This window comes from Vibrio tapetis subsp. quintayensis, from assembly GCF_030409945.1.
In the GTDB taxonomy this organism is placed as follows: Bacteria; Pseudomonadota; Gammaproteobacteria; order Enterobacterales; family Vibrionaceae; genus Vibrio; species Vibrio quintayensis.
This window is the reverse complement of sequence record NZ_JAUFQV010000006.1, coordinates 18041-34177: the sequence shown is the minus strand read 5'-3', so window position 1 is coordinate 34177 and position 16137 is coordinate 18041. Positions and strand designations below refer to the sequence as shown.

Sequence of the window (16137 nt, the reverse complement as noted above, 5' to 3'; positions counted from 1 at the left end):
TAAGAAAAATGGAACAGCCCAATTCAAGGAGAGCACGATGAGTGAAGGAAACGTTTATCCAGTAAAACAGAATATTAAAGCCACGACTCATGCGGATGAAGATACCTACCTAGCAATGTACCAACAGTCGGTCTCTGATCCTGAAAAGTTTTGGGGTGAGCATGGCAAAATCGTCGACTGGATAAAACCTTACACCCAAGTTAAACAAACATCGTTTGATACAGGTCACGTAGACATTCGCTGGTTTGAAGACGGCACACTCAACGTTTCTGCAAACTGTATTGACCGCCATCTAGCTGAGCGCGGCGACGAAGTTGCCATCATTTGGGAAGGCGATGACCCAGCCGATGATAAAACACTGACGTTCAACGAGCTTCACCAAGAAGTTTGTCGCTTTTCTAATGTATTGAAAGAGCAAGGCGTCCATAAAGGCGATGTTGTCTGTCTCTACATGCCAATGGTGCCTGAAGCTGCCGTTGCCATGTTAGCTTGTACACGAATTGGCGCCGTTCATACTGTGGTTTTTGGTGGGTTCTCACCTGAAGCACTATCTGGTCGCATCATCGATTCCAACGCAAAAGTTGTTGTTACAGCCGATGAAGGGGTTCGTGGTGGCCGCGCTGTACCGCTTAAAAAGAATGTCGACGAAGCTCTAACCAATCCAGAAGTTAAAAATATCAGTAAAGTGCTAGTTCTTAAGCGTACTGGTGGCGATGTTGAGTGGCATGATCACCGTGACGTTTGGTGGCATGAAGCCACGGCAAAAGTGTCTGATCACTGCCCACCGGAAGAAATGAAAGCCGAAGATCCTCTCTTTATTCTTTACACATCCGGATCGACAGGTAAACCAAAAGGCGTATTGCACACCACTGGTGGTTATTTGGTTTACGCCACAATGACGTTTAAATATGTATTCGACTACCAACAAGGCGAAACCTTCTGGTGTACCGCCGATGTAGGTTGGATCACAGGGCATACGTATCTTGTTTACGGCCCACTTGCGAACGGGGCAAAAACCATCTTATTTGAAGGGGTGCCAAATTACCCTAAAACCAATCGCATGAGCGAAGTGGTCGATAAGCACCAAGTTAACATCCTTTACACTGCACCAACCGCTATTCGAGCACTGATGGCAAAAGGCAAAGAAGCGGTTGAAGGCACATCCAGAGACAGCCTACGTATTATGGGTTCAGTGGGTGAGCCAATTAACCCAGAAGCATGGGAGTGGTACTACAAAACTATCGGCGACGAAAAATCACCGATTGTAGATACATGGTGGCAAACTGAAACCGGTGGTATTTTAATAGCACCACTGCCAGGCGCGACGGACTTAAAACCAGGCTCAGCGACTCGCCCATTCTTTGGTGTACAACCTGCATTGGTCGACAATATGGGCAACATCATCGAAGGTGCTGCAGACGGTAACTTGGTTATTCTCGATTCTTGGCCAGGGCAAATGCGTACAGTTCACGGTGATCACGACCGCTTTGAACAAACGTACTTCTCAACCTTTAAAGGCATGTACTTCACCAGTGATGGTGCCCGCCGTGACGAAGATGGTTACTACTGGATCACAGGCCGAGTGGATGACGTATTAAACGTGTCCGGTCACCGTATGGGTACCGCTGAAATTGAATCGGCTTTGGTCGCATTTGATAAAATTGCAGAAGCTGCGATTGTTGGCGTTCCGCATGACATTAAGGGCCAGGCGATATACGCTTACATCACCCTAAATGACGGCGAATTCCCAACTGCAGAGCTACATAAAGAAGTGAAAGATTGGGTACGAAAAGAAATTGGCCCTATCGCTACACCTGATGTGCTGCACTGGACGGATTCACTACCAAAAACACGTTCTGGCAAAATTATGCGTCGCATCCTACGTAAGATTGCTACCGGTGACACGAGCAACTTAGGTGACACCTCTACTCTTGCCGATCCAAGCGTGGTAGAGAAACTCATCGAAGAGAATCACAGCCTTGCTTAAGAGCTAAAACGGATGAGTAAAATATAATGAACTTAAAAGCCAAGCCTTGTGTTTGGCTTTTTGTTTTTTTACCCCCAAACTCTAGTGAATTAGGCCTTACGGTCTAAATTCAATCTATTCATCCGTTTTAAACGCGGTTAGAAACTTACTTATCTTGTCACACCAAAACCCAATTCGCTCTTTACTCACCAAATCAACCTTGATTAGAGCAAAAACTCGATGAGACTGATTTGAACCTTCCTCACAAATATAAGTCAGAGTATTAGAGAATTACGGTGATTAGACCAGTATTTTGCTGCTAATTGCGCTGAATTGTCTATAATCGACAGTTAATCTCTGCCTAAGTCTATTTTAAAAGAAAATATATGATTTTGGCTTAAGAAAAATGGAAAGGCGAATTTTACGCCCTATATAACGGAAGATAGACTCAAGATGTCAGCGAAATCAAGAATTCTGGTACTTAATGGCCCTAATTTAAATTTGCTTGGTTTGAGAGAGCCTGCGCACTACGGTTCGCAAACACTTGATCAAATTGTCCACGACTTGCATCAACAAGCTGAAAATATCGATGTAGAACTCACACATCTACAATCAAATCGTGAATATGAGCTCATTGAAGCCATTCACGCAGCCTACGATTCTGTGGACTTTATCATTATCAATCCGGCCGCATTCACTCACACAAGTGTCGCCTTACGTGACGCATTGCTTGGGGTTGCGATTCCATTTATTGAAGTGCACTTATCTAATGTGCACAGCCGAGAACCTTTCCGTCACCACTCTTATCTTTCAGATAAAGCAGTCGGTGTGATTTGCGGTTTAGGTGCTCAAGGATACCAATTTGCTTTGACCGCTGCGGTAAACCATCTGCAGTCAAAGTAGTTACTGATCGCTATGTACTGCCTTAAGGCAAGTCATTAAACAGATAAAGAGAAAGACAACATGGATATTCGTAAAATTAAGAAGCTGATTGAGTTGGTTGAAGAATCTGGCATTGCTGAGCTTGAAATCTCTGAAGGTGAAGAGTCAGTGCGCATTAGCCGCCACAGCCCAGCACCAGTTGCAGCTCCAGTACAATACGCAGCTGCGCCTGCACCCGTTGCAGCTCCAGCAGTTGCACCCGCAGCTGCTCCAGTAGAAGCTGCGCCAAGCGTACCTGCAGGTCATCAAGTACTGTCTCCAATGGTTGGTACTTTCTACCGCTCTCCAACGCCTGAAGCGAAATCATTCATTGAAGTCGGTCAAAGCATAAATGCTGGCGATACATTATGTATCGTTGAAGCGATGAAAATGATGAACCAAATCGAAGCGGATAAGTCTGGTGTTGTTACCGCGATCCTAGTTGAAGACGGCCAAGCTGTTGAATTCGATCAGCCACTTGTTGTTATCGAATAATCGAGGCTACTCCTATGCTAGATAAATTAGTCATCGCGAACCGAGGTGAAATTGCACTTCGTATTCTTCGCGCATGTAAAGAATTAGGCATCAAAACCGTAGCAGTTCACTCAACGGCCGATCGCGATTTAAAGCACGTTTTACTTGCTGATGAATCCATCTGTATTGGTCCTGCTCGTGGTATTGATAGCTACCTAAATATTCCTCGCATCATTTCTGCTGCAGAAGTGACAGGCGCGGTAGCGATTCACCCAGGTTACGGCTTCTTATCTGAGAATGCCGACTTTGCTGAACAAGTAGAGCGTTCTGGTTTTATCTTTGTTGGCCCAAAAGCTGAAACCATCCGCATAATGGGTGATAAAGTATCAGCTATTACGTCGATGAAAAAAGCCGGTGTTCCTTGTGTACCAGGTTCTGACGGCCCGCTAGACGACGACACTGCAAAAAATAAAAACCATGCTAAACGTATTGGTTACCCAGTCATCATCAAAGCCTCTGGCGGCGGCGGTGGTCGTGGTATGCGTGTTGTTCGCTCTGAAGCGGACCTTGAAGAAGCCATTCTTATGACGCGAGCTGAAGCAAAATCTTGCTTTAACAACGACATGGTTTACATGGAAAAATTCCTTGAAAACCCACGTCACGTTGAAGTACAAATCATCGCTGATGGCCAAGGTGGCGCAATTCACCTAGGTGAACGTGATTGCTCTATGCAACGTCGTCACCAAAAAGTAGTTGAAGAAGCTCCAGCTCCGGGGATCACGGAAGAAATGCGTAAGTACATCGGTGAACGTTGTACTCGTGCATGTCTTGAAATTGGTTACCGCGGTGCAGGTACATTCGAATTCCTATACGAAAACGGCGAGTTCTACTTCATTGAAATGAACACTCGTATTCAAGTAGAGCACCCAGTGACTGAAATGGTAACGGGCGTTGACCTGATCAAAGAGCAACTTCGTGTTGCTGCAGGCCAGCCTTTGTCGTTCACTCAAGATGACATCAAGATCAGTGGCCATGCGATTGAATGTCGTATTAATGCCGAAGATCCTGAGCGCTTCCTACCTTGCCCAGGCAAGATTGAACGCTTTCATGCGCCAGGCGGCATGGGTGTTCGTTGGGAATCTCACATCTACACGGGTTACACAGTACCACCACATTACGACTCAATGATCGGCAAGTTAATCACATTTGGTGAGAACCGAGATGTAGCCATTGCTCGTATGAAGAATGCATTGGGTGAGATGATCGTAGAAGGCATCAAAACCAATACTCCTCTTCAAGAGGCAATCATGGCCGACGAAAACTTCCAACACGGTGGAGCAAACATCCACTACCTTGAGAAGAAGCTTGGTCTGCAATAAGCCACTTTGATTTGATAAAAAACACTCCCCTAGAGGAGTGTTTTTTTTGTCCAAATTTTCTAAATTCTGCTAGAATCCCCCCCAATTTCCACTCATGCAAGAAGACACACCCCATGCCTTGGATTCAAATTAAACTCAACGCTAGCGATAAAAATGCGGAACACATTGGCGACATGCTGATGGAAGTAACTGGCGCTTTATCGGTCACTTTTCTCGATGCAAAAGACACGCCTGTATTTGAACCCGCACCCGGTGAAACTCGCCTTTGGGGTGAAACCGATGTCGTCGCGCTTTACGATGCCGAAATCGATGCAGACCTAGTGATCAAGCAGATCAAAGCAAGCAACCTGCTTGAAGATGGCTTTGCCTTTAAAGTCGAGCAACTGGAAGACAAAGACTGGGAACGCGAATGGATGGAAAACTTTCACCCAATGAAATTTGGTGAGCGTTTATGGATTTGCCCAAGTTGGCGTGATATCCCGGAACCAGACGCTGTTAACGTCATGCTCGACCCTGGTCTTGCCTTTGGTACTGGAACGCACCCAACGACGTCATTGTGCCTAGAATGGCTAGAAGGCTTGGACCTTACTGGCAAAACTGTTGTCGACTTTGGTTGTGGCTCAGGCATCCTGGCGATTGCCGCGTTAAAACTTGGCGCAGCAAAGGTCATCGGTATTGATATCGACCCTCAAGCCATCTTGGCGTCAAAAGACAATGCAGAGCGCAATGGCGTGGCTGGTCAAATCGAACTCTACTTACCTCAAGACCAACCTGATGGATTAATTGCCGACGTTGTTGTGGCAAATATCCTAGCAGGGCCACTACGCGAGCTGTCTAGCGTCATCAAAGGATTGATTAAACCAAACGGCCTTCTCGCTATGTCAGGCGTACTTGATAGCCAAGCTGAAGACGTAGCAAATTACTACCGTGATGAACTTTTAGTCGATTCTATCGTCGAATTGAATGAATGGTGCAGAATTTCGGGCCAAAAATCTGCGTAATTGCAAGCTTAATTGGTACTGGGTGCGCTAATTGCCTGAAAATCGGGCAATTTCAAAAACAAATTGTAAATGCTCAAAAATTAAGCTTTTCTCTTTGCGAAAAAATGCGTAAAATGCGCGCCCTTACTGGTATAGAACTGTGTAGCTGTTTTGAAGATTGGAAACTATCAACTTAAGAATAATCTTATCGTCGCGCCGATGGCTGGCGTCACTGACAGACCGTTTCGAGAGTTGTGTCTTCGCTATGGTGCGGGGATGGCCGTCAGTGAAATGATATCCTCCAACCCTAAGGTATGGAATACAGCTAAGTCCCAACAACGCATGGTACATGAGGGTGAATCGGGCATTCGCTCAGTACAAATTGCGGGCGCAGATCCTCAGTTAATGGCAGAAGCAGCACAAGTAAGTGTTGAGAACGGTGCGCAAATCATCGATATCAACATGGGTTGCCCTGCTAAAAAGGTGAACAAGAAGCTTGCTGGCTCTGCATTACTTCAACACCCTGACATCATCAAAAAGATTTTGACAGCGGTGGTAGATGCAGTAGAGGTTCCTGTCACCCTAAAAACCAGAACCGGCTGGAACACGGAAAATAAAAACTGTGTTGAAGTCGCTAAAATGGCCGAAGACTGCGGCATACAAGCGTTGGCGCTCCATGGGCGCACCAAAACATGTATGTACAAAGGCGAGGCAGAATACGACAGCATCAGAGCGGTAAAACAAGCCATTTCAATACCGGTTATCGCTAACGGTGATATCGATAGCCCAGAAAAGGCAAAGTTTGTACTGGATTATACCGGCGCAGACGCTTTGATGATTGGACGCCCTGCCCAAGGACGTCCTTGGATTTTTAACGAAATCCTACACTACTTGGAAAACGGCACCACGATGCCCGAACTTCCGTATTCGGAAGTAAAAGGTATTCTGCTTGGTCATGTTGACGCTCTTCATGAGTTTTATGGAGAGTATTTAGGCCCTCGCATTGCTCGTAAGCATGTGGGTTGGTACTTAAAAGAGCATGAACAAGCGAGTGAGTTTCGCCGTACCTTTAATGCCATTGAAGCAGCTCCGCTGCAGATTGAGGCATTACAAGGTTATTTTGATAACGTTGCATCATAATTACGAGAAGAGCTAGACCTAATATGTTCGAACAAAACCTGACTTCAGAAGCATTGACAGTAACTACCGTTACATCTCAAGACCAAATTACACAGAAACCACTACGTGATTCTGTAAAGGCATCTTTGAAAAATTATCTTGCTCAGCTAAATGGTCAAGACGTCAGCGAATTATACGAACTAGTATTGGCAGAAGTTGAACAACCACTACTAGACACCATCATGCAATACACTCGCGGTAACCAAACACGCGCGGCAACCATGATGGGTATTAACCGTGGTACTTTGCGTAAGAAACTAAAAAAATACGGCATGAACTAATTAGAAATTAGTTTAAATCTATGATTTTAAAGCCCTAACCAATATTTTGGTTGGGGCTTTTTTTATGTCAAAATAGCATCCGTTAACGTCTATTTTATTTGATGATTCATCACTAAATTCATCGCATCCAAGTATTGATATAAACCATTTCCATCGAGTTGGAATAGGTCTATTGGGCCATCTTCTAGCTTGCACCCATTAGTAACCGCTTTGTCTTCAAGGCCTTTTTTCCTTAACAGCTCAAACAATAAGCCACCAGCCAATTCCTCTTCTCGCACAATCACTTCTCTCAGCTGACGATTAAATTCAAACAACTCATTACGTTCGGATGGCAAAGCAATTTCTGGAGAAAATAAGTTATGGCATAAATTTGCTACAAAGTAAGCAGCAAAGAGACCAACGACAGTAAAAATGTTCATCAGCTCAAAGGCTGAACTAATTAATACGACAACGGAAGATATCAATACGACCCAACTGAGTCGAAATGCGGTTTGCTTCCTCATTTCTTTTTTTTCACTATTCAGCGTTTTTTGATTCAGCAGTAGTAGATACTCACATCCTGGCTGTAAGTGCTGTTTGTATAGGTAGATAGCCGCCTGCTGACGAGTCACTTGAGTCAACGATGTTTTGATTTCAGAGGCACTGGTTTCATTTATGGCGCTGTTCATTGAATTATCTCTCGGTAAAACACATCACCTTTCAGAGTAACGATTTCGAGTTCACTAATTCATGATGGTTTAATCAATCCATCGTGCTTCTTATCGCGTAATTGACTTTTATGACCTAAACCCTTGCTTATCGGTAAAAATTAGAACCACTCGCCCCCCCAATTAAGTCGCGTTTTCCCACAATATCGTCCTTAACAGTCACACTTTTTGTATGTATTTTAAATAGCTCACAATCACAACACTATACTGAATGCATAACAACAAGGCGCGACAATTCTTACAGCTCTGCTTTCACCTTAATCAGTAACTGTAGTGGCATAAGTAAGAAAAAAAAGCACCTAGATAAACTCCCACAGAGCGGCCCTCTGCAATACAAAGGAATGTTTTATTATGACTGGTCTCAACTTGCGCTTCATTTCCATCAAAAAGCGGCTTTATCTGCTCACTCTTTGCATTACCATATTAATGCTTATCCCTTTAGGTCTGTTCGCTGTGGACTATAAACAAGATTTGCTGGAAGCGAAGCAAGTAAAAACTCGCCATCTAGTCGAAACCGCCAACAGCCTTATTACCTATTTCCACCAACAACAATTAGATGGGTCTCTAAATAGAGAACAGGCTCAAGAGCAAGCTGCACAAGCTCTGTCCAAGTTACGCTACGAACAAGGTGATTATTTTTGGGTGAACGATACACACCCTAAAATGGTCATGCACCCAATGAAACCTCAATTAAATGGCAAGGATTTATCGAACGTCAAAGACCCAACAGGAAAGAAACTATTTGTTGAATTCGTCCAAGTAACCAATCAATCTCAGCAAGGCTTCGTGTACTACATGTGGCCAAAACCAGGCTCAGAGGTTGATGTAGAAAAGCTGTCCTACGTAAAATTGTTCAAACCTTGGGGTTGGATCGTTGGCAGTGGAGTTTACATTGATGATATCGAAGTGATTTTTTGGCAGCGAGTTCAGTCTTCTTCCATATTAATTGTCATTAGCTTGCTATTTATGTTGTTGGTTTCAAGAACCCTAAGTAAAAGCATCATTACCCCGTGTGAACAGCTAGATACTGCGCTCAATGATATTGCTCAAGGAGAGGGAGACTTAACCCAGCAACTGACCCATAAAGGAAATGATGAACTGAGCCACATCGCAAAAGCATTTAACCTTTTCACATCAAAAATACGGGCGATTGTGGGTCAAATGCTGCCCGTGAGTCAGAGTATTACTTCGACGGCAACGCAGCTCAACCAACTTGCGGCACAAAGCTCTATGCAAGCGAAGCAACAACATCAATCGGTCGATTCCGTCGCGTCCGCCATGAGACAGCTTCATGCAAGTAATCAAGAGGTCGCGACCTCTGCAACTTCAGCCGCTGAAGCGGCGCAACTGGCTACCAGCCGAGGTCAAGATGGCGCACTGATCATGGATGAAGCCGCCATTCAAATGAACGACCTATCAGAGTTACTCAAGCAAACAGAACAAAGCACTATTCAATTGGCCGCCGATTCGGCTGCCGTATCGACAGTGCTGGAAGTGATTAGAGGCGTAGCAGAGCAAACAAACTTACTAGCGCTCAATGCCGCCATTGAAGCAGCTCGTGCAGGAGAGCAAGGCCGTGGCTTCGCCGTTGTTGCCGATGAAGTAAGAACACTGGCTACGCGCACCCAGTCAAGTACCGATGAAATCGAACAGATCATCAATAACTTGCAGCAAAGAGCCGACAGCGTGACTAAAGCGATGGAAAAAACACAGAGCCAGTCAGTCTCCACTCAACAGCAAGCAGAAGAAGCCAAACTGGCGCTAGGAGCGATTGATCATCAAGTCAGCATCATTCTAGAATTGAATCAGCACATCGCTCAGTCGAGCCAGCAGCAGAGCAATGCCGCAGAAGAAATCAGTCACAACTTAACCAATATTGCACAAAACAGTGATCAGTCCGCCTCACAAGCCAACGAAGTGGCACAAGCGAGTCAGGAACTGCTGTCCAATGGCGAACAGTTACAACAGACGATTAACCAATTCAAAGTCTAACTTCTAAACTAAAACACAGCGTAAGCGCTCATGTTTACGCTGTGTTTATTGTAATGCCGCGAGTATAGAGCAGTGGCTGGCATTATCCTCAACATGACCGCAGCAGTTGTCGTTTATCTTTTTTAAAGCCACTCGAATTTTAGTCAACTCATGAATCTTTTCATCAATAACCAGTAACTTTGACGACGTAATGGCTTTCACCTCTGCACAACTATGCGCAGTAGCCTCTAGTCGAATCGTCAACAGCTCACGAATTTCATCTAAACTCAGCCCCAGAGATTTGGATTTCAAAATGAACATGACTTGCCGTTGATTTTCTTCGTCGTATAAGCGATACCCTGATTCACTCCGACCCGCAGGTTGAATTAGCTCATTCTTTTCATAAAAACGTAATGTGTCGGTACTCACACCGCAACGCTTCGCTAGCTCGCCAATCTGAAACATGATTTTTTAGCCCTGTCATACGTAATTAGGGACAAAATGACCCAAATAGATTAAAAAAATTGTGATACCAATCGATTGCGCGAGCTTTTTTATAATTAATTGGTTAGAATACGCGCCATCAAATTTGGGAGATGCTCTAATGAGCTCGCAGCCAAAGGTCTTTACCAAAACAGCCTGCTATCGTGTCTTTTTAGCCACAATAGCGTCATTTTTGGCAAATATCTTTAGTTTGTTTAACACATATTAACTCCGTGAATTTGAGGAAGATGGTAGCATGAATAACGCACGTCCAATCCGCCGCGCTCTGATCAGCGTATCAGACAAAACTGGCATCGTTGAGTTTGCAAAAGCTCTAGCTGAACGCAATGTAGACATCCTTTCCACAGGTGGCACTGCACGCCTACTTGCTGAACAAGGCATCGCTGTTACTGAAGTATCAGATTACACTGGTTTCCCAGAAATGATGGACGGTCGTGTTAAGACTCTTCACCCTAAAGTTCACGGTGGTGTACTCGGTCGTCGTGGTCAAGATGATGACATCATGGCAACTCACGGCATCAACCCTATTGATATGGTCGTTGTAAACCTTTACCCGTTCGCAGAAACCGTTGCGAAAGAAGGTTGTACACTCGCTGACGCTGTTGAAAACATCGACATCGGCGGCCCTACTATGGTTCGCTCTGCGGCCAAAAACCACAAAGACGTAACGATTGTGGTTAATGCTCATGACTACAGCCGTGTTATCACTGAAATGGACGCAAACGACAAGTCTCTTACTCTAGAAACTCGTTTCGACCTAGCCATTGCTGCATTTGAGCACACCGCTTCTTACGACGGCATGATCGCAAACTACTTCGGCACTATGGTTCCATCTTACGGTGAAAACAAAGATGGTGATGAGGAAAGCAAATTCCCTCGCACATTCAACCAACAGTTCGAGAAAAAGCAAGACATGCGCTACGGTGAAAACAGCCACCAAGCCGCTGCTTTCTACGTAGAGGCTAACCCAGAAGAAGCATCGGTTTCTACCGCTCGCCAAATTCAAGGTAAAGCACTTTCTTACAATAACATTGCTGACACTGACGCCGCTCTTGAGTGTGTGAAAGAGTTCAACGAACCAGCATGTGTCATCGTGAAGCACGCAAACCCATGTGGTGTTGCACTGGGTGAAAGCATCCTTGAAGCTTACGACCGTGCATTCAAAACAGACCCAACGTCTGCATTTGGCGGTATCATCGCATTCAACCGTGAATTAGACGCTGCAACCGCAACGGCTATCACTGAGCGTCAATTCGTTGAAGTTATCATTGCCCCTTCTGTTTCTGCTGAAGCGGTAGAAATCGTAGCGGCGAAGAAAAACCTTCGCTTACTTGAATGTGGTGAGTGGACAACTAAGACAACTGGATTTGACGTGAAACGCGTTAATGGTGGCTTGTTGGTTCAAGACCGCGACCAAGGCATGGTTTCTGAAGATGACCTAAAAGTAGTTTCTAAACGCCAGCCAACAGCGGAAGAGCTAAAAGACGCCCTATTCTGCTGGAAAGTAGCTAAGTACGTTAAATCTAACGCTATCGTATACTCAAAAGGCGATATGACCATTGGTGTCGGCGCTGGCCAAATGAGCCGTGTTTACTCAGCGAAAATCGCAGGTATTAAAGCCGCAGACGAAGGTTTGGTTGTTGAAGGTTGTGCGATGGCCTCTGACGCTTTCTTCCCATTCCGTGACGGTATCGACGCAGCAGCAGAAGCAGGCATTAAGTGTGTTATTCAACCAGGTGGCTCTATGCGTGATGACGAAGTTATCGCTGCAGCAGATGAACACGGTATGGCGATGATCTTTACTGGCATGCGTCACTTCCGTCACTAATCACTAGGTTAAACCTAAACGATTAGACGAATATCGAGCCTCTCACTTTGAGGGGCTTTTAAGAATTTAAAACTTAGGATTTAAACATGAACGTATTGATCATCGGTGCTGGCGGCAGAGAACATGCTTTAGGTTGGAAAGCGGCACAAAGCCCAAATGTTGAAACGGTTTTTATTGCTCCAGGTAACGCAGGTACTGCACTTGAGCCAAAACTAGAAAACGTTCAGATAGGCGTTGAAGACATCGCAGGTTTGGTTGCATTTGCACAAGACAAAACAATTGAATTAACGATTGTTGGCCCTGAAGCACCACTTGTTATTGGTGTCGTTGACGCTTTTCGTGAAGCTGGCTTGCCAATCTTTGGCCCGACAGAAGCCGCTGCGCAACTAGAAGGCTCTAAAGCATTCACCAAGGATTTTTTGGCTCGCCACGACATCCCAACAGGTTACTACTCTAACTTCACTGAAATTGAGCCTGCATTGGCATACGTACGTGAGCAAGGCGCTCCTATCGTAGTGAAAGCCGACGGCCTTGCCGCTGGTAAAGGTGTTATCGTTGCGATGACTCTGACAGAAGCAGAAGACGCCATCAAAGACATGCTAGCGGGCAATGCCTTTGGTGAAGCCGGAAGCCGTGTTGTTATTGAAGAATTCTTAGATGGCGAAGAAGCAAGCTTCATCGTTATGGTTGATGGTAAGAACGTTTTGCCAATGGCCACCAGCCAAGATCATAAACGCGTTGGCGACAAAGATACAGGCCCTAACACTGGCGGCATGGGTGCTTACTCTCCAGCCCCTGTCGTTACGCCTGAAATCCACAACCGCATCATGGAAGAGGTTATTTACCCGACTGTGCGCGGTATGGAAGCGGAAGGCAACCCATACACTGGTTTCCTTTACGCTGGCCTAATGATTGATGCAGATGGCACGCCAAAAGTTATCGAATATAACTGCCGCTTTGGCGACCCAGAAACGCAACCTATCATGATGCGTATGGAATCAGATCTTGTTGAACTATGCCTTGCCGCTATCGATAAGAAGCTAGACACTGTTGAATCTAAGTGGGACCCACGCGCCTCTATCGGCGTTGTACTTGCAGCCGGTGGTTACCCAGCGGACTACGCAAAAGGCGATGTGATTTCTTTGCCTACAACTAACGTAGATGAGCAGAAGATCTTCCACGCAGGCACAGCAAACAATGATGCGGGCGACGTCGTGACAAACGGTGGCCGCGTACTGTGTGCAACTGCGCTAGGTAACAGTGTTTCAGAAGCTCAAGAACGCGCTTACGCGCTTACAAAACAAGTAAGCTGGAATGGCATGTTCCACCGCAACGACATTGGTTACCGTGCCATTGCTCGTGAACAAGAACAATAACTGTTTGGGCGTAGCTTCTAACTCTGGCTTATAAGTCAGAATAGTTTAGCCAAAGAAACCCAATGGTAAAAAGGCGCTCAATGCAAAATTGAGCGCCTTTTTTAAATAGGGTATAAATAACGAATACGAAGTAACTACTCCGCTTCAATCCACTCAGGACGTTTCACGCAGTCGTAATTATCATCCGATAGCATCAACAATTCCGACACCGACACTTTTTTAACATCCTTTCGCCCCAAAATCGACACGTAGTTATCGACGGATGACAAACGATTAACCACAAAACTTGGCAGAGTTTGGTTAAATTCCAGTTGCTGAAATTCACTATCGTTGCAGGTTTCGAAAGTTTGCCCGTTCCAGTAACCTTGAATCAACTCAAGGTTGTCATCATGTTGTTGGCTAACCGTATCATATAGCAATAGCGCTTCTTGTTGGTAACGTGCAATATTTTTCGCACTCAAAGGCCGAACCTTGCCATCCAAACGGTATTGCTGATACACCGCCTCTCCAGAAGCACTAAAACGAATGTGTACCCGATATGGGATCAGCTGATTGTTTTGACTGCCAACAGGAGACTGCAAACGAGAGCCCTGACGAATCAACTCTCTCAAGACGCCATCGCCCCAACGATAATCGGTCGAGTAAGAACCGTAGTCACCAGAAGTGACAAAATCGCCCGCGGTATATGGCTTGCCTATTTTTGTTGTTAACCAATAGAAACTAGTTGAGTCACCAGCAGATTGACCACCAGATAAATTTGAATATTGTGAGGCATTAGCAATGGGATCGCTAGAAGAGCAACCAACAGTGGCTGCAAGTAACGCAGAGATAAGCAGTAGACGTTTCATAAAAAACTACGCCGAGTAATGAACTCGGCGTAGTATAGATTATTTCAGTGAATCTTTCAGTGCTTTACCTGCAACAAATGCTGGAACATTCGCAGCTGCAATTTGGATCTCATCACCAGTTTTTGGATTACGACCAGTACGAGCCGCACGGTGGTTTACTTTAAATGTACCAAAACCGATAAGTTGAACTTGATCACCCTCTTTAAGTGCATCAGTCACACCGCCAAGCAATGCTTCTAGAGCTGCTTTTGCTTGTGCTTTAGAAAGATCGGCTTTTTCAGCGATAGAATCGATTAGTTGGGTCTTGTTCATTAGGTTTCCCTTCTTGTAGATAATTCGAAAACTGACTCACTGTAAATCATAAATACCTGTTCTGGCAAAGGTTTGTCGCACCATATCAGCCCTTATGTTGCGTTTTTAACCATTTTGTGGGTTCTGCTTCACATATTGTTACTAGTTTTTATCGACTACTGCTTGTTTTTAGCTCAATGCAGACCAAGATCTAAGGGAGCCATCTGGCCACTACAACGTGTAGTCGGCACCTTTGCTGATGGCGATCCATCACTATTTCAGTAGGAAAATATGTTACTGCTAACATTTTACGTCTCCATTGCTATCGGAGTTTCGTTTGTTTGTTCGGTACTTGAAGCTGTGCTTTTAAGTATCTCCCCTAGTTACATTGCTCAATTACGCCAACAAGAACACCCAGCGGCCAACAGCCTTCTGGCTCTCAAAGAAGACATCGACCGTCCATTAGCCTCGATTCTGACCTTAAACACCATCGCCCATACTATCGGTGCCGCAACAGCAGGCGCACAAGCCGCTGTGGTATTTGGAAGCCAATGGCTTGGCGTTTTCTCAGCCGTACTCACACTGGGTATTTTAGTTCTGTCCGAAATCGTACCAAAAACCATTGGTGCAACGTACTGGCGTCAACTGGCTCCGGCAACCGCAGGGATCTTGCGCTGGATGGTTTTGGCACTTAAACCTTTCGTTTGGTTTTCGGAGCAAATCACAAAACGATTGGCTCGCGGCCATCAGCCACCAAAAATGCGTGATGAGCTATCCGCAATGGCGATGCTTGCACGAGAATCGGGTGAGTTTGCAGAGGGCGAATCCAAAATACTCAGTAACCTACTGAACATTCAAGATGTCCCGGTTACAGAAATAATGACTCCTCGTACCGTGGTGTTCCGAGTCGATGCAGAAACCACCATTGACGAATTCTTAGCGGAGCACAAAGAAACGCCATTTTCTCGCCCGCTTATCTACAGTGAGCAAAGTGACAATATCATTGGTTTTGTCCACCGGTTGGAATTATTTAAACTTCAACAATCTGGATGTGGTGCAAAGCAGCTCGGTACTGTCATGCGCCCAATTCACGTATTGTTGAACAACATGCCTCTTCCTAAGGCATTTGATCAAATGATGGCGCTTCGCTTACAGCTGTCTTTGATTGTCGATGAGTACGGTACAATCCAAGGCCTGCTGACTCTAGAAGATATTTTTGAATATCTGCTGGGTGAAGAGATCATCGATGAGGCCGATAAAACCAATGACATGCAAGAACTGGCTTACCAGCGCTGGGAGCAGTGGAAGCGTGTGCACGGTGTGATTGAAAACAAAGACGATGACGAATAAGCCTCTTATTTAATCTCTTTGGAATAAACAAAAAAAGGCAGCAATGCCTTTTTTTATTTTCACGCTCTTTCCGCCGATCTAT

General features: G+C 45.2%; 15 protein-coding genes. 11 read left to right on the top strand and 4 right to left on the bottom strand.

Features of this window, described 5'->3' with window-relative positions; genetic code table 11:
* Positions 1 to 37 precede the first annotated feature (37 nt).
* The 7 genes from acs (at position 38) to fis (ending at position 7180) form a co-directional block, all read left to right on the top strand.
* Positions 38 to 1987 (top strand): acetate--CoA ligase, encoded by a 1950-nt coding sequence (gene acs / locus QWZ04_RS01095; RefSeq protein WP_290324202.1) that lies wholly within the window; start codon positions 38 to 40, stop codon positions 1985 to 1987.
* Between the two features lie 432 nt (positions 1988 to 2419).
* Positions 2420 to 2869 (top strand): type II 3-dehydroquinate dehydratase, encoded by a 450-nt coding sequence (gene aroQ / locus QWZ04_RS01090; protein WP_290324200.1) that lies wholly within the window; start codon positions 2420 to 2422, stop codon positions 2867 to 2869.
* Between the two features lie 60 nt (positions 2870 to 2929).
* Complete coding sequence (gene accB / locus QWZ04_RS01085; protein WP_290324199.1) at positions 2930 to 3382, top strand: acetyl-CoA carboxylase biotin carboxyl carrier protein; 453 nt, start codon at positions 2930 to 2932, stop codon at positions 3380 to 3382.
* A 14-nt stretch (positions 3383 to 3396) separates the two neighbouring features.
* A complete protein-coding gene (accC, locus tag QWZ04_RS01080) occupies positions 3397 to 4740 on the top strand; it encodes an acetyl-CoA carboxylase biotin carboxylase subunit (protein ID WP_290324197.1) in 1344 nt (447 codons plus the stop codon).
* Between the two features lie 113 nt (positions 4741 to 4853).
* A complete protein-coding gene (gene prmA / locus QWZ04_RS01075) occupies positions 4854 to 5741 on the top strand; it encodes a 50S ribosomal protein L11 methyltransferase (RefSeq protein WP_290324195.1) in 888 nt (295 codons plus the stop codon).
* Positions 5742 to 5891: 150 nt separating this feature from the next.
* Entirely contained in the window at positions 5892 to 6860 is a 969-nt protein-coding gene (gene dusB / locus QWZ04_RS01070; protein ID WP_290324193.1) for a tRNA dihydrouridine synthase DusB, read from the top strand.
* Between the two features lie 23 nt (positions 6861 to 6883).
* The gene (gene fis, locus QWZ04_RS01065; protein WP_102523285.1) at positions 6884 to 7180 is read left to right on the top strand and encodes a DNA-binding transcriptional regulator Fis; all 297 of its coding nucleotides are present in this window, start codon (positions 6884 to 6886) and stop codon (positions 7178 to 7180) included.
* A gap of 89 nt (positions 7181 to 7269) precedes the next feature.
* On the opposite strand, the gene QWZ04_RS01060 is transcribed toward fis, so the two are convergent.
* Complete coding sequence (locus QWZ04_RS01060) at positions 7270 to 7848, bottom strand: hypothetical protein (RefSeq protein WP_290324190.1); 579 nt, start codon at positions 7846 to 7848, stop codon at positions 7270 to 7272.
* A 390-nt stretch (positions 7849 to 8238) separates the two neighbouring features.
* Here QWZ04_RS01060 and QWZ04_RS01055 point away from each other — a divergent pair, with 390 nt between their 5' ends.
* Entirely contained in the window at positions 8239 to 9879 is a 1641-nt protein-coding gene (locus QWZ04_RS01055) for a methyl-accepting chemotaxis protein (protein ID WP_290324188.1), read from the top strand.
* Between the two features lie 45 nt (positions 9880 to 9924).
* On the opposite strand, the gene zntR is transcribed toward QWZ04_RS01055, so the two are convergent.
* Positions 9925 to 10323, bottom strand: coding sequence for a Zn(2+)-responsive transcriptional regulator (zntR, locus tag QWZ04_RS01050; protein WP_290324186.1), 399 nt, complete (start codon positions 10321 to 10323; stop codon positions 9925 to 9927).
* A 274-nt stretch (positions 10324 to 10597) separates the two neighbouring features.
* Here zntR and purH point away from each other — a divergent pair, with 274 nt between their 5' ends.
* Entirely contained in the window at positions 10598 to 12190 is a 1593-nt protein-coding gene (gene purH, locus QWZ04_RS01045) for a bifunctional phosphoribosylaminoimidazolecarboxamide formyltransferase/IMP cyclohydrolase (protein WP_290324184.1), read from the top strand.
* A gap of 86 nt (positions 12191 to 12276) precedes the next feature.
* Positions 12277 to 13566, top strand: a complete 1290-nt coding sequence (gene purD / locus QWZ04_RS01040) for a phosphoribosylamine--glycine ligase (RefSeq protein ID WP_290324182.1) — start codon at positions 12277 to 12279, stop codon at positions 13564 to 13566.
* 134 nt (positions 13567 to 13700) lie between these two features.
* On the opposite strand, the gene QWZ04_RS01035 is transcribed toward purD, so the two are convergent.
* Together QWZ04_RS01035 and hupA are read right to left on the bottom strand one after the other, a co-directional pair.
* The gene (locus tag QWZ04_RS01035) at positions 13701 to 14414 is read right to left on the bottom strand and encodes a DUF1481 domain-containing protein (protein WP_290324180.1); all 714 of its coding nucleotides are present in this window, start codon (positions 14412 to 14414) and stop codon (positions 13701 to 13703) included.
* 39 nt (positions 14415 to 14453) lie between these two features.
* Entirely contained in the window at positions 14454 to 14726 is a 273-nt protein-coding gene (gene hupA, locus QWZ04_RS01030) for a nucleoid-associated protein HU-alpha (RefSeq protein ID WP_102523292.1), read from the bottom strand.
* A 270-nt stretch (positions 14727 to 14996) separates the two neighbouring features.
* Here hupA and QWZ04_RS01025 point away from each other — a divergent pair, with 270 nt between their 5' ends.
* Entirely contained in the window at positions 14997 to 16055 is a 1059-nt protein-coding gene (locus tag QWZ04_RS01025; protein WP_290324150.1) for a CNNM domain-containing protein, read from the top strand.
* The last annotated feature ends 82 nt before the right edge of the window (positions 16056 to 16137 follow it).

Excerpts from the sequence above, each read along its gene's own strand:
- acs (WP_290324202.1), top strand. The coding sequence starts at position 38 with ATGAGTGAAGGAAACGTTTATCCAGTAAAACAGAATATTAAAGCCACG.
- aroQ (WP_290324200.1), top strand. The coding sequence starts at position 2,420 with ATGTCAGCGAAATCAAGAATTCTGGTACTTAATGGCCCTAATTTAAAT.
- accB (WP_290324199.1), top strand. The coding sequence starts at position 2,930 with ATGGATATTCGTAAAATTAAGAAGCTGATTGAGTTGGTTGAAGAATCT.
- accC (WP_290324197.1), top strand. The coding sequence starts at position 3,397 with ATGCTAGATAAATTAGTCATCGCGAACCGAGGTGAAATTGCACTTCGT.
- prmA (WP_290324195.1), top strand. The coding sequence starts at position 4,854 with ATGCCTTGGATTCAAATTAAACTCAACGCTAGCGATAAAAATGCGGAA.
- fis (WP_102523285.1), top strand. The coding sequence starts at position 6,884 with ATGTTCGAACAAAACCTGACTTCAGAAGCATTGACAGTAACTACCGTT.
- QWZ04_RS01060 (WP_290324190.1), bottom strand. The coding sequence starts at position 7,848 with ATGAACAGCGCCATAAATGAAACCAGTGCCTCTGAAATCAAAACATCG.
- QWZ04_RS01055 (WP_290324188.1), top strand. The coding sequence starts at position 8,239 with ATGACTGGTCTCAACTTGCGCTTCATTTCCATCAAAAAGCGGCTTTAT.
- zntR (WP_290324186.1), bottom strand. The coding sequence starts at position 10,323 with ATGTTTCAGATTGGCGAGCTAGCGAAGCGTTGCGGTGTGAGTACCGAC.
- purH (WP_290324184.1), top strand. The coding sequence starts at position 10,598 with ATGAATAACGCACGTCCAATCCGCCGCGCTCTGATCAGCGTATCAGAC.
- purD (WP_290324182.1), top strand. The coding sequence starts at position 12,277 with ATGAACGTATTGATCATCGGTGCTGGCGGCAGAGAACATGCTTTAGGT.
- QWZ04_RS01035 (WP_290324180.1), bottom strand. The coding sequence starts at position 14,414 with ATGAAACGTCTACTGCTTATCTCTGCGTTACTTGCAGCCACTGTTGGT.
- hupA (WP_102523292.1), bottom strand. The coding sequence starts at position 14,726 with ATGAACAAGACCCAACTAATCGATTCTATCGCTGAAAAAGCCGATCTT.
- QWZ04_RS01025 (WP_290324150.1), top strand. The coding sequence starts at position 14,997 with ATGTTACTGCTAACATTTTACGTCTCCATTGCTATCGGAGTTTCGTTT.